The organism is Bradyrhizobium sp. CER78 (assembly GCF_029846235.1).
Classification (GTDB): Bacteria; Pseudomonadota; Alphaproteobacteria; order Rhizobiales; family Xanthobacteraceae; genus Bradyrhizobium.
Genome location: NZ_JARVWP010000003.1, coordinates 95,110 through 107,752 on the forward strand (window position 1 = coordinate 95,110; position 12,643 = coordinate 107,752).

Here is a 12,643-nt window from a genome sequence, read left to right on the forward strand (position 1 = left end):
GTCGCTCAGCCCTCCGCGAGGCGGCTGAGCAACTCGTACAGCAGTCCCCTCTCGTCGGCCTTGAGCGGCGCCAGCGTCGTCGCGGTGCATTCGGTCTCGATCGGGATCAACTGCTCGACCAGCGCTGTGCCGGCCGCGGTCAGATCAATCAGGATCAGCCGCTTGTCGGTCGGGTCGCGCCGCGTCGCGACCAGCCGCCGCTTCTTCAGCCGCAGCACGACGTCGCGGATATTGGCGGGCTCCATAGCGACCAGCCGGCCGAGCAGGTTCTGCGACAGCGCTCCGCGCTCGTAGAGCCGGGCCAGCGTCGCGTATTGCGGAGCCGTCAGATCGTAGGAGCCGATCCGCTCGACCAGGTTAGACGAGGCGCGCTGATAGGCCTTGCGCAGCAGGAATCCGACCTGATCCTCCAGCCGGTAGTCCGGCGCAAGGCGCCGGACCGGCGCCTCTGCCTTAGTCGACGTTCTCGGCATCGCGGTACATCACCTTGTGGCGCGTGGTCGAAACCCATTCGTCTATGTCGGCCTCGGTCATGAAGTGATGATCATCGAACCTGTTCCAGTTGCTGATCTCAGCCAGGCTCTTCTTCCAGCGTTTGTAAGGCGGCTTGGCCGGCGGACCGAAGCACATGATGTCGAGCACGGACAATTCTTCGGGGATGCCGAGCAGCGGCTTCATCGCTTGCTGGGCCTTCTCCTGCCCGATCGCGGTCACCCACCAGACGTTATAGCCAAGCGCCGCGGCCGCGAGATGCGCCGACATCGTCGCCGCCGCCACGCTCTGCAGCAGGATGCGCTCGGCATTCTCCTTGTACATCTTGTCGAGCTCGGAGCCGTCGTTGAGCACGGGAAATGCCTTGACCCAGCGGAAGTCGCTGGCGACCACGATGAAGCCCGGCGCCGACGCGAGGCCGCGATAGTCGGGCGTCGGAAACTTCATCTTGAGCCGGGCGCGGGCGACCTGCTCCTCGCGGAAATACTCGGTGATCCTGTTCTTCAGGTCCTGGTCGGTGACGGCAATGAAGTGCCAGGGCTGCGCATTGGCGCCCGACGGCGCGTGCCGCGCCGCTTCCAGGATCAAGTCGTAATGTTCCGGCGGCATCAAATAACTGGAGTCGAACGCCCGGGTCGTCAGGCGGTTCTTCACGACGTCCATCAGCGCGTCATATCGCGTGCGGTCGGTGTAATCCTGCACTGCCACAGCTTCCGCCATCGAGGCCTCCCGATATTGTTATGATCATAACGATATCGAATGCGCGCAAAAGGTCAATGCCCGGCTGCGATGAGGCGCGGTCAGCAAAGGCGCGTGGAAGCACGCGCCCGCGTCGACGCGCGACGTCCGGCCAACCCAGGGATGATTGAGGTCTTCAGCCCGCCCGGTCGAGCGTCAGCCGCATGCCGTCATAGGCCGGGATCACGCCGGCCGGCAGGCTCTGCCGCAACACCTCGTAGTCGAGGTCGGAATGCATGTTGGTGATCACGGCGCGCTTCGGCTTGAAACGCTCGATCCATGACAGCGCGTCCGCAACGCTGAAATGGCTGGGATGCGGCGCATAGCGCAAGCCGTCGACGATCCAGAGGTCGAGGCCTTTCAGTGCCGGCCAGCTCTCCTCGGGAATGTCGTGCAGATCGGGCGTGTAAGCGGCATCGCCGATGCGGTAGCCGAGCGCCGGAATCCGGCCGTGTTGCACCAGGAAGGCGTCGAGCTTCAGCGGACCGCCCTTCCCTGTGACGGTGTGGCTCTCGCCGGCCTCGATCGAGTGCCGGGTCAGGATCGGCGGATAGTCGCTCCCTTCAGGCGAGATGAAGCAATAGGAGAACCGCGCCATGATGTCCTTGGCGGTCGACTGGTTGAAGTAGACCGGGATGCGGCGGCGCTGGTGCAGGACGACCGAGCGCAGATCGTCAATGCCATGGGTCTGGTCTGCGTGCTCATGCGTCAGGAACACCGCGTCGATATGCTCGACATTGGAATCGATCAACTGCTCGCGGAGGTCGGGCGCGGTATCGATCACGACCCGCGTGGTGCCGTGCTCCATGGTGCGCTCGGCCATGATCGAGCAGCGGCGGCGGCGGTTTTTTGGATTGTTCGGATCACAGGCGCCCCAGCCGAGCGCCGGGCGCGGCACGCCGGCAGATGAGCCGCAGCCCAGAATTGTCAGTGTCAGCGTCATGCAGCAACCTTCGGCGCCGGCACCTTGGAGAACAGCCGGAAGAAGTTTTCGGTGGTCTGCCGCGAGATCTCCTCCAGGGAGACGCCGCGCGTTTCGGCAAGCACCTTGGCGACCTCGACGACGTAGGACGGCTCATTGCGCTTGCCGCGGAATTTTCCGGGCGCAAGATACGGAGCGTCGGTCTCGACCATGATGCGGTCGGCCGGCAACTCCGCGGCCAGCGCGCGCAGGGCGTCTGACTTCTTGAAGGTCAGGATGCCCGTGAACGAGATCGACAGCCCGAGCGCGATCGCCTTCATCGCGAGTTCGCGCCCGCCGGTGTAGCAATGCAGCACGGCCTTGAACGGCCCCTTCGCGACTTCGTCCTCCAGGATGCGACCGCAATCCTCGTCGGCCTCCCTGGTGTGGATGACGAGCGGCAGGCCGGTTTCGCGCGCAGCAGCAATATGCGCGCGAAAGCCGCGCTCCTGGGCTTCTCGCGAACCGTGCTCGTAGAAATAGTCGAGCCCGGCCTCGCCGAGCGCGACGACCTTCGGGTGCTTGGTCAGCTCGATCAGTTCGCTCGCCGGGATGCCGTCCTCTTCATCGGCATGATGCGGATGAGTGCCGACCGAACAATAGATGTCGGGGAAGCGCTCCGTGATCGCAAGCAGGCCGCCGAGCCGCTTCACGCGGGTCGAGATCGTGACCATGCGGCCGACCCCGGCCGCCTCGGCGCGCCCGACGATCCCGTCGAGATCGTCGGCGAAGTCAGGAAAATCGAGATGGCAGTGACTGTCGACCAGCATGAATTTCGAACCGCTCACTCGGTCTTGGGTTCCACGTAGCGCGGAAACACGCCGACAGGCGCCGGCAGCGTCGTGCCCGGCCTGATCCGCTCCGCGATCGCCGTGAAGTTGCGGGCGTCCGCTGCTATGCCGAGGCTGTCGAGCATCTTGGCGCAGGACTCCGGCATCACGGCCTGCGCCATGATCGCGATCTGCCGCACGACTTCGGCGGTGACATAGAGCACGGTCTTCTGGCGCGCCGGATCGGTCTTCGCCAGCGCCCACGGCGCCTCGCCGGCAAAATAGCGGTTGGCTTCGGCGACCACGGCCCAGACCGTGTTGAGCCATTGATGGATCTGCTGTGCCGCCATCGCGGTGCGCGACGTCTCCAGCATGGCGTCGGCCTGCGCCAGGATCGCCTTGTCATTGTCGCTGAACTCGCCGGGCTCCGGCAACACGCCGCCGAGTTGCTTGGCGATCATCGACAGCGAACGCTGCGCCAGATTGCCGAAATCATTGGCAAGGTCGGCGTTGATGCGCGCGACGATGGCCTCGTGGTTGTAGTTGCCGTCCTGGCCGAACGGCACCTCGCGCAGGAAAAAGTAGCGCACCTGGTCGACGCCGTACTGGTTGGCCAGATTGAAGGGATCGACCACGTTGCCGACCGACTTCGACATCTTCTCGCCCCTGTTGAACAGGAAGCCGTGCGCATAGACCCGCTTCTGCAGGGGAATGCCGGCCGACATCAGGAAGGCCGGCCAGTACACCGCATGGAAGCGGATGATGTCTTTGCCAATGATGTGCACGTCCGCCGGCCAGTAGCGCCAGTGCTTGTCGCTCTCGTCGGGATAGCCGACGCCGGTGATGTAGTTGGTCAGCGCGTCGACCCAGACATACATCACGTGCTCGGGATCGTTGGGGACCTTGACGCCCCAGTCGAACGTGGTGCGCGAGATCGAGAGATCCTTCAGCCCGCCGCGCACGAAGCTCATGACCTCGTTGCGACGGGAATCCGGACCGATGAAATCGGGCTGGGATTCATAGAGGTGCAACAGCCTGTCCTGGTAGGCCGAGAGCCTGAAGAAATAGCTCTTCTCCTCGACCCACTCGACCGGCGTGCCCTGCGGGCCGCGGCGGACATTGTCCTCGCCGACCGTGGTCTCATCCTCGGCGTAGTAGGCCTCGTCGCGCACCGAGTACCAACCGGCATAGGTGTCGATATAGATGTCGCCATTGTCCTGCATGCGGCGCCAGATTTCCTGCACCGACTTGTGGTGGGCAGGTTCCGAGGTCCGGATGAAGCGGTCGAAGGAGACGTTGAGGCGCTCGTCCATCTCCTTGAAGCGCGCGGCATTGCGGGTCGCGAGATCGAACGGCGTCATCCCCTCGCCCTGCGCGGTCTGGATCATCTTCTGGCCGTGCTCGTCGGTGCCGGTCAGGAAGAACACGTCCTTGCCATCGAGCCGCTGGAAGCGCGCCAGCGCATCGGTCGCAATCGCCTCATAGGCGTGGCCGATATGCGGCTGGCCGTTCGGATAAGCGATCGCGGTCGTGATGTAGTAGACATTGCCGCGATCCGCGGCGGGCGCCGAAACGGATGTGGATGCGGGAGCCGTCGCTGCAGCCTTGGATTGCTTCGGCGCACGGACCGTTGCTGCCCTCGGCGCCTTCTCGGTAGCCGGAGGCTTCGGAGCTGCGGGCTTCTTTGCGGCTGGCGCAACAGCAGCTGCGGCTGCCTTCGTCGGCGCAGCCTTGGCGGCTTTTGCGAGAGCCTTAGCTGTTTTCTTAGCCATCTTCTTCGCAGCCTTCTTGACGGCCTTTTTTGCGACCTTCTTGGTCGCCGATTTCTTGGCGCCCTTGGCTCCCGTCTTGGTGGCCTTCTTCACCTTCTTGGTGACGCGCCCACCCTTCTTGGCCGCGCGCGATTTCGCCGCAGACTTCTTCTTGGTCGCGCGAGCGGGCGATGCCTTCTTCGTCTTCTTGGCCTTCTTCGACGATGTCTTCTTAGCGGTCGCCACCACGGAATCCTTTGCAGATCGAAACGAGATTGTCGGGAGTGTTGTCAGACAGAGATATTGTCAGACAGATGTGTTTTGAGATTTGGCGTCTATCGGGTCGCGTCCGCGAGCATCGAAAACACCGAGAATACCAGCGGCTTGCGCTCCAGATTGTAGGCTTCGGTATCGCGCGCGGCGCGGACGATCTTTTCCCATACCTCCGCCAGCCGTGCAAGGCGCGGCAGATTGGCATTGGCGTCGCCGGTTCGCATGCGCTCGCTCATCCAGCGATCGATGCCGTCGATGAAAGCGGCGAGCGCGACGCGGTCGCTGGTGCCGAGCGCATCGCCCAGCGCATGCAGTTCGCGCGGATCGACGCTCGGAAGCGTCGCGAGCAGCGCGGCCGTGCGCTGCTGCAGTTTCAGCGCGTCGCCGCCGAGCAGCGACAGTGCCCGCCCGACGCTGCCCTCTGATGCCGCCGCGGCTTCAGCCAGTGCCGGATCATCAGCTGCGATGTCGGTTGCGGCCGCGGCTGCTCGCAGCACGTCGCCCGTCTCCAGCGGCCGCAGCAGCAATTTGCGGCAGCGGGACAGGATCGTCGGCAGCACCCGCGACGGCGCGTGGCTCACCAGCAGGAACAACGACTGCTGCGGCGGCTCCTCGAGGATTTTCAGGAGCGCGTTCGCGGCATTGGGATTGAGCTCGTCGACGGTGTCGACGATGCAGACGCGCCAGCCGTCGACAGCGGCCGTCGAGCCGAAGAACGAGATCGTCTCGCGCGTCTCGTCGACCGTGATCACCGTGCGCATCACGCCGCGGTCGTTGAGGCCGCGCTCCAGCACCAGCAGACCGCCATGGGCGCCCGCCGTGATCTGCCGCGCCACCGGATCGGACGGATCGACCCGCAGCGTCGGCGCCGCCTGGACCTGGGACGATTTCGGATTGCGGAACGCCAGCACGAACCGCGCCATGCGGTAGGCCATTGTCGCTTTGCCGATCCCCTGCGCGCCGCCGATCAGCCAGGCATGCGGAATCCGCCCGCTGCGATAGGCATCGAGCAAGGCGGTCTCCGCCTCGCGATGCCCGAACAGATCGGGCGTTTCGCGCGGATGGCGAGCGGTGCTCTCCTGTTCGACCTTGCGCGCGCTCATGCGGGATTGTCCGCCGTGAGCGTTGCGCGCAGATGCTCGCGCAGCGCGGCCCATATCGTCGCCGTGACCGTGTCCGGATCCGCCGTAGCGTCGATCAGCACGCAGCGCTCCGGTTCTTCCGCCGCGATCCGGCGATAGGCGTCGCGCAAATCCTGATGGAACTTGATGCCCTCGGCCTCGAAGCGATCGGCCGAAGCGTTGCCGCGGCGCGCCGCGGCACGCTGCAACCCGACCTCGACCGGTACGTCGAGGATGAATGTTAGATCGGGCTTGAGATCGCCGATGGTGACGCGCTGCATCGCGTTGACGAGTTCGGGCGACACCTGCCCGAGCTGGCCCTGATAGGCGCGCGTGGAATCGAAGAAGCGATCGCACAGCACCCAGATGCCCTGGTTGAGCGCCGGCAGGATCACGGTGCGGACGTGGTCGTCGCGCGCGGCGGCAAACAGCAGCGTCTCGGCTTCCGGCCCCAGCAGCTTGCCCATTCCCGACAGCACGAGGTGACGGATGATCTCCGCGCCCGGCGAGCCGCCGGGCTCGCGGGTCACGATGGCGCGCAGCTTCGCGGTATCGAGCCGTTCGGCGAGCTTGCGGATCTGGGTCGATTTCCCCGACCCCTCGCCGCCTTCAAAGGTGATGAACCGACCGCGCAAGCTCGGCCGCTGGACTTCTGCTTCCGCCATGTCAGAGCTTCTCGACCCCTGCGCGGAACATTCCGATGACGAGCTCCTGGGCGCCGTCGAGCGCACGGCGCATCGTCGATCCCGTACCGACGGCATCCGCCGCATAGACAGGAGTCTCCATCGCGACGTTGGCTCCGCGCCAGACCCGGACGACGCCGATCTGCTGGCCGGCGGTGATCGGTGCCTTGACCGGGCCGCTGTAGATCACGCGGGCCAGCAGCTTGTCGTTGCCGTTCTTCGACACCATCACCGTGATCGGATCGGGGCTGACCAGCTTGACCGAACGGGTCTCGCCGCCGAACACCCGGGCGTAGCCGACCGGCTGGTTGGCCGCGATCAGAACCCGGGTCTCGAAGCTGCGGAAGCCCCATTCCAGCATCTTCTTGGCCTCGGTCGCGCGATCCTCCGAATCCTCAAGTCCGTTGATGACGACGATCAGCCGCGTGTCGTTCTGGACGGCCGAACCGACCATGCCGTAGCCGCCCTCCTTGGTGTAGCCGGTCTTCAACCCGTCGGCGCCGGGCAAGGCGTTCAGCAGCGGATTGCGGTTCTGCTGGCGGATCTTGTTCCAGGTGAATTCCTTCTCGCCGAACAGCTTGTACCTGTCCGGGTAGGTCAGGATGATGTGGCGGGCCAGCACCGCGAGTTCACGCACCGTCATCTTGTTGGTCGGGTCCGGCAGCCCGTTGGAATTGCCGAAGGTCGACTTGGTCATGCCGAGCTCGCGGGCGCGCTTGGTCATGAAGTCGGTTGCGAACGTATGCTCGTTGCCGGCGATGCCCTCAGCGAGCGCGATGCAGGCGTCGTTGCCGCTCGGGATGATCGCACCGTGCAGGAGGTCGTCGACCGAGACCTTGCTGTTGATGGCAGCGAACATCGTCGAGGTACCGGACGGCGCCCCGCCCCGCCGCCAGGCGTTCTCGCTGATCCGGTACTCGTCGGTGAGCTTGATGTCGCCCTTCTTGATGGCGTCGAACACCACCTCGGCCGTCATCAGCTTCATCATGCTGGAGGGCGCACGCAGCTCGTCGGCGTTCTTCTCGAACAGCACACTGCCCGAGGAGGCCTCGACCAGGATCGCGGTCGGCGCGTCGCCGTCGAAGCCGGCGTCTTCCTTCTTGGCGCCCTGGACACTGTTGTTGGCGGCATAGACCACCCCGCCGCAGCCGATCGCCGCCACGACCGCCGCTGCGATCACGCCACGCCAGCAACGCCCGGCGCGAGCTAGCAACGTGCGGGGAACTGCGGTTGGGGCTGCCATCGGCGATGTCCTGAAAGACTGCGTTCTAACAGCTGGAAGTATCGCAAACAACTGAGGTTTCGCCGCTTGTACACGGCCGGCTGGATTGCCGGCTGCGCTGAACGCCCGTATCCTTGTCAGTAATCCCTGGAACCAGCTAACGACAACAGAACCGGCAAACAAGGCGGAAACGCGAATGTCATCCTCCCGCACCATTTCCGCCAACGGCATCGACATGTTCGTGCGCGAAGCCGGGCAAGGCCCGCTGGTCGTGCTCTGCCACGGCTGGCCGGAACTGTCCTATTCCTGGCGACTCCAGATCGCAGCGCTGGCCGCGGCAGGCTTCCGGGTGGCGGCGCCCGATATGCGCGGCTTCGGCCGGACCGCCGCGCCAGCCGACGTCGGTGCCTACACGATCTTCGATACCGTCGGCGACATGGTCGCGCTGGTGGCTGCGCTCGGCGAGAAGAAGGCTGTCATCGTCGGTCACGATTGGGGGGCGCCGGTGGCCTGGCACGCGGCCCTGTTTCGGCCCGACGTTTTCACGAAGGTCGCCGGCCTCAGCGTGCCGCCGCCGTTCCGCGGCCGTGGACGTCCGCTGGAAACCCTGCGCGAGAGCGGCATCACCAATTTCTATTGGCAGTACTTCCAGCCGCCCGGCGTCGCGGAGGCCGAATTCGAGCGCGACATCGCCCACACCATGCGCCTGGTGCTCGGGCGCGGCGTCTCTGATCCGAGCTCGATGTTCGTCGACGAAGCCAAAGGCTTCCTCGGCAAGCTGCCGGCCGGAATGCCGCTGCCGGCCTGGATCACCGAGGCAGACATCGCCGAATTCGCCGAGGGCTACCGGCAGTCCGGCTTCCGCGGCGGCCTGAACTGGTACCGCAATCTAGACCGCAATTGGGAGCTGACCGCGCCCTGGCAGGACGCGCAAATCCAACAGCCCTCACTGTTCATCGCCGGCTCGAACGATTCTGTCATTACCGGGCTGATCGGCGCCAAGCGGGTTGCGGACATGGAGCGCGTGCTGCCGAACCTCAAGCAGAAGCTGATCATCGAGGGCGCCGGCCACTGGATCCAGCAGGAGCGCCCCGACGAGGTCAATGCGGCGCTGATCGCGTTTCTGAAATGATCAGGCCAAGGGCCTGATTCGCAACGATTTGACTCTAGTAGAGCCCGCGTCCGCTCAGCACTTCGGCGGGGCCACGCGCGTCGATCGGCACATAGGCCGCGGCCGGGCTCGGGGCTGCCGCATAGCGCGGGTCGCTCTCATAGGAGACTTCGCGCGGATTGTTCGCGACACGGCGGTGCGAGCGGCTTGAGGCCGACATCTCGGAGGTCGCGCTGACCGAGGCATAGTCGGCCTGGGTGTTGCCGAGGCTGTAGGGCCGTCCCTCCGGCAGCGGAACATCGCCGCGGAGCCGACCGGACGAGGACGACATCTCGGGGACGAACGGCCGTGCAGAGGCGACGCGGACCATCGACGGTGACGGCGCCGGCGTGCCGGTGCGCAAGGTCGCCATCAGCTGGCGGTCGTCGGAGCCCTCGAGCGGTGCTCGGCCGACATATTCGACACGGACGCGAGCCACGCCATTTCCTTTGAAATCAAGTAGTTCGGCGGCCTTGTTCGAGACGTCTATGAGGCGGTTGCCGTGGTACGGGCCGCGGTCATTGACGCGGACGACGAGCGATTTGCCGTTGCTCAGATTGGTGACCCGCGCGTAGCTCGGCATCGGCAGCGTTGGATGGGCGGCCGTCAGCGAGCCCATGTCGAACACCTCGCCGTTGGCGGTCAGGCGGCCATGGAAATCATCGCCGTACCAGGACGCCATGCCCTCGGCGCGGTAGTTCTCGTTCTCCTCCGGCACATAGGTGCGGCCGGCAACGACATAGGGCTTGCCGATGCGGTAGGTGCCGCCGCCCTTCGGCACGGGGTCGCCCAACGCGACGACGCGCGGGCTCGACGACACGCCGTATTTCGGGTCGACCCGGCTGGCGAACTTGTTGGACGAGGCACAATTGGCGAGGACGAGGCACGTCGCCGCCGCGACGGCTCCGCGCGCCGTCCGGATCATCGAATCTGGCCGTCTAGTCCCCATCTGCCCCAAGTACCATTCTGCCGGTCCCACGCCCACTTCGCGGCGTCGGGATCATTTTCTTCACGATGCGGCCCACCTCCGCACCAGAGCTTGACGATATCGCAACCGGAACACGGCGGAAATGGGGAGAGCCTTAACCCTATGGCACTTTGGTAAACCGCCTGTTGCGCCTCCTCAGTTGTTCTACGGAGCTTCAGTCGCCCAAAACGCCCTCGCCTGTCCCGCCATCAGACACACTGTTGCAGCAAATCATCAGTGGGTCGGCATCTTGAATTCCAACAATTGAATCTTTTTGACTGTGCAAGGCTGCAATCGTTTTCTCTTCCGCGTGGGGCGCAAAGGAAGTTTGCGATGATCGAGACGGTTACAGCGGTGATGGGCCTGGTGAGTGCGGCGATCTTCTTGGCGCACGCCGTGGAAGGCTATCGGTACCGGGCCTGACAGTCCGTTGAAGGCGGAAAGACGCGTCACCTCTTTCCAGGAGAGAATGTTCGGAAAGCTTTAATCAATTCGGATGAGCATCGGTTGAAAGCAGGTGTATCATGCGTAATCACGATTTGGTCTCCGACGGATTTCTAACCCTCACTGCGGCAAGCCTCGTGCTGCTGTGCTCGAGCCTGCTGGCCTTCGCTTTCGGCTGAAGATGTAATGCGTGGGGCGCCATCTGCGCCCATGCGACAGGCCGACCACCTTCACCTCATCCCTCGCCGATCCGACGTCGGCATCAGCGCGAAGTCCTGATGTACTTGGCCAGGCACACAAAGCGGCGACCTGATTCGCAGGCCAACTGCGCCGTCTTCTCCCAGCCCCAGTCCTGACGCACCCTCCACCTTCCCAGCGAGAGGATTGACGAATGACCGGCGCGGTAAGAGAGGGAACGTCTGCACTCCTCGTCAGCACGGACGGCCGGTTGCTCATGCAACTGCGCGATGACCTTCCGCACGTTTCCGATCCCGGCAAGATCAGCCTGTTTGGCGGACGGCGGGAGGGCACCGAGACCTTCCTGGAATGCGTCGTTCGCGAGATCCATGAGGAGATCGGCCATTACGTGCCGCCCGAGCGTTTTGAGCTGATCGGGAGTTATTCCGGACCGGATCCTTCGACACCGGGTGGCGCCCTTCGTGGCGAGGTGTTCCTCGCTCGGGACGTGCCGATCGACCAGTTGAGGGTCACCGAAGGCCGCCTTGAGATCGTCGCGGTCGAGGACCTCGAACGTCTCAGCGGCATGCTCGCACGGCCGGCGGAGTATGCGCTGGCGATCTTCCTGAAGCGCGAACCGGCTACCTGAGTGACGAAACCAGCCCGCGCACGAGATCGTCGATCATTGGCAGCGCGTCCGCGGGATGGGCAACGTCGATATCGTGCACGTGCCAATAGGTCACCCTGCCGGCAACCTCAGGGAACCGCCGCTCGATGAGCGGACGATGCTCGGCCTCCTTGAGCGCGATCACGAGGTCCGCGCCGTCGAAATCAGCCAACGAACATGGCTGCGGATAGCGCGTTGCGCCTTCCGGAACGATGCCGCTGGCGCGGAGACGATCATCCGCAAACACCGACATGGCTCCGACATTGTCGGGCGAGCCGCGTTCGGCTGCGCCTCTGGACGATGCGTGCCACGGCAGGCTTTCGGCTCTTGCAAGATGATTGAACAGCTCTTCCGCGTATCGACTGCGATAGTAATTGCCGGTGCAAAGGAACAGGACGCGCTTCATGGGTTCATGATGGCCAACGTCGGCCTCGGCGGTCAACCGCGTTGCATTCAACTGCACATGATCCGCGGCGCGGCTCGTTGACGCCGGCAAAGCCAAGGCCGGCCTTTTCGATCAAATCAGGGCCTTTTTCAATGTGCATACCGGCAAACGACCAATTGGCGCCCGGTTGCACAGGCAGGTTCGCGTTGCGTTCGGCCGCGCCCTACGCTATGGGCCTGATCAGCTCAGACGGAAGGGTGGCCGAGTGGTTTAAGGCACCGGTCTTGAAAACCGGCGTGCCCGCAAGGGTACCGTGGGTTCGAATCCCACCCCTTCCGCCATGCATACCGCCTCCGCAAAGCGGCCTCGTTGCGATCCCTTGCCGAACCAACATTTAACGAATCGGCTGGAATATTGGGGTCATTGCCCGTTCGGCGCCCAGCGAGAGGTTGAGATGAATTGGGTCAAGGCATTGCTGCTGCTGTCCGTACTGCTTCTTGGATGTGCCGACCTCGCCACCACCAACAGGATCTTGGAGCTCGGGTTCGGCGAGGCGAACCCGTTCATGCAGATGGCCCAGGCCTGGTTCGGTGTCTGGTGGCTGATCCCTAAACTGGGCTTGACCTATCTCGTCATCGCGCTGCTCTGGCGCAGCGAAAACCTTTTCAGGATTGCGCTTGTCGTGGCGTTCTGCTCAACGCCCGTCATCAACAACCTCGTCATCCTCGCCGGCGCAAGCTGAACCACGACGCGCCGTTTGCGCTGGCGATGCGATCATCCTGCTCGTTGGCGTGAGCGGGCATGATCCAATCAATGCTCCATATCTCGGTCGCCTGAACTAA

Annotated in this window: 13 protein-coding genes and 1 tRNA gene; 4 read left to right on the forward strand and 10 right to left on the reverse strand. The window is 64.3% G+C overall.

Translation table 11 applies throughout. The annotated features are described in order from the left end of the window. Positions 1 to 5 precede the first annotated feature (5 nt). From QDT69_RS06330 to QDT69_RS06365, 8 genes are all read right to left on the reverse strand, one after another. Positions 6 to 473 carry a MarR family transcriptional regulator gene (locus QDT69_RS06330; RefSeq protein ID WP_279705771.1) on the reverse strand — a complete coding sequence of 156 codons (468 nt, stop codon included), beginning with the start codon at positions 471 to 473 and terminating at the stop codon, positions 6 to 8. Next, positions 454 to 1,212 carry a nitroreductase family protein gene (locus tag QDT69_RS06335; RefSeq protein WP_279705772.1) on the reverse strand — a complete coding sequence of 253 codons (759 nt, stop codon included), beginning with the start codon at positions 1,210 to 1,212 and terminating at the stop codon, positions 454 to 456. Before QDT69_RS06335 ends, QDT69_RS06330 begins: the two co-directional genes overlap by 20 nt. 154 nt (positions 1,213 to 1,366) lie before the next feature. Beyond that, positions 1,367 to 2,173, reverse strand: coding sequence for an MBL fold metallo-hydrolase (locus QDT69_RS06340; protein WP_279705773.1), 807 nt, complete (start codon positions 2,171 to 2,173; stop codon positions 1,367 to 1,369). Beyond that, positions 2,170 to 2,961, reverse strand: coding sequence for a TatD family hydrolase (locus QDT69_RS06345; protein ID WP_279706179.1), 792 nt, complete (start codon positions 2,959 to 2,961; stop codon positions 2,170 to 2,172). The genes QDT69_RS06340 and QDT69_RS06345 overlap by 4 nt, the downstream gene beginning before the upstream one ends. A gap of 14 nt (positions 2,962 to 2,975) precedes the next feature. Continuing rightward, positions 2,976 to 4,958: a methionine--tRNA ligase gene (metG, locus tag QDT69_RS06350; protein WP_279705774.1), complete on the reverse strand. Its 1,983-nt coding sequence runs from the start codon at positions 4,956 to 4,958 to the stop codon at positions 2,976 to 2,978. Positions 4,959 to 5,047: 89 nt separating this feature from the next. Then, positions 5,048 to 6,088: a DNA polymerase III subunit delta' gene (locus QDT69_RS06355; protein WP_279705775.1), complete on the reverse strand. Its 1,041-nt coding sequence runs from the start codon at positions 6,086 to 6,088 to the stop codon at positions 5,048 to 5,050. Next, positions 6,085 to 6,771, reverse strand: coding sequence for a dTMP kinase (gene tmk, locus QDT69_RS06360; RefSeq protein ID WP_279705776.1), 687 nt, complete (start codon positions 6,769 to 6,771; stop codon positions 6,085 to 6,087). The genes QDT69_RS06355 and tmk overlap by 4 nt, the downstream gene beginning before the upstream one ends. Position 6,772: 1 nt before the next feature. Further along, positions 6,773 to 8,032 (reverse strand): D-alanyl-D-alanine carboxypeptidase, encoded by a 1,260-nt coding sequence (locus QDT69_RS06365; RefSeq protein ID WP_279705777.1) that lies wholly within the window; start codon positions 8,030 to 8,032, stop codon positions 6,773 to 6,775. A gap of 175 nt (positions 8,033 to 8,207) precedes the next feature. Here QDT69_RS06365 and QDT69_RS06370 point away from each other — a divergent pair, with 175 nt between their 5' ends. Beyond that, positions 8,208 to 9,143: an alpha/beta hydrolase gene (locus QDT69_RS06370; protein ID WP_279705778.1), complete on the forward strand. Its 936-nt coding sequence runs from the start codon at positions 8,208 to 8,210 to the stop codon at positions 9,141 to 9,143. Positions 9,144 to 9,177: 34 nt separating this feature from the next. Here QDT69_RS06370 and QDT69_RS06375 read toward each other — a convergent pair whose 3' ends face one another. Continuing rightward, complete coding sequence (locus QDT69_RS06375) at positions 9,178 to 10,086, reverse strand: septal ring lytic transglycosylase RlpA family protein (RefSeq protein ID WP_279705779.1); 909 nt, start codon at positions 10,084 to 10,086, stop codon at positions 9,178 to 9,180. Between the two features lie 877 nt (positions 10,087 to 10,963). On the opposite strand from QDT69_RS06375, the gene QDT69_RS06380 reads away from it, so the two are divergent. Then, entirely contained in the window at positions 10,964 to 11,398 is a 435-nt protein-coding gene (locus tag QDT69_RS06380; RefSeq protein ID WP_279705780.1) for an NUDIX domain-containing protein, read from the forward strand. Here the strand turns inward: QDT69_RS06380 and QDT69_RS06385 are convergent. Next, on the reverse strand, positions 11,391 to 11,858 hold the full coding sequence (locus QDT69_RS06385) for a low molecular weight phosphatase family protein (RefSeq protein ID WP_279705781.1): 468 nt from the start codon (positions 11,856 to 11,858) through the stop codon (positions 11,391 to 11,393). The two genes, QDT69_RS06380 and QDT69_RS06385, sit on opposite strands and share 8 nt — an antisense overlap. A 194-nt stretch (positions 11,859 to 12,052) precedes the next feature. On the opposite strand from QDT69_RS06385, the gene QDT69_RS06390 reads away from it, so the two are divergent. Together QDT69_RS06390 and QDT69_RS06395 are read left to right on the forward strand one after the other, a co-directional pair. Then, positions 12,053 to 12,142 (forward strand) — tRNA-Ser (locus tag QDT69_RS06390). Positions 12,143 to 12,255: 113 nt separating this feature from the next. Beyond that, positions 12,256 to 12,543, forward strand: coding sequence for a DUF5658 family protein (locus QDT69_RS06395; protein ID WP_244484942.1), 288 nt, complete (start codon positions 12,256 to 12,258; stop codon positions 12,541 to 12,543). The last annotated feature ends 100 nt before the right edge of the window (positions 12,544 to 12,643 follow it).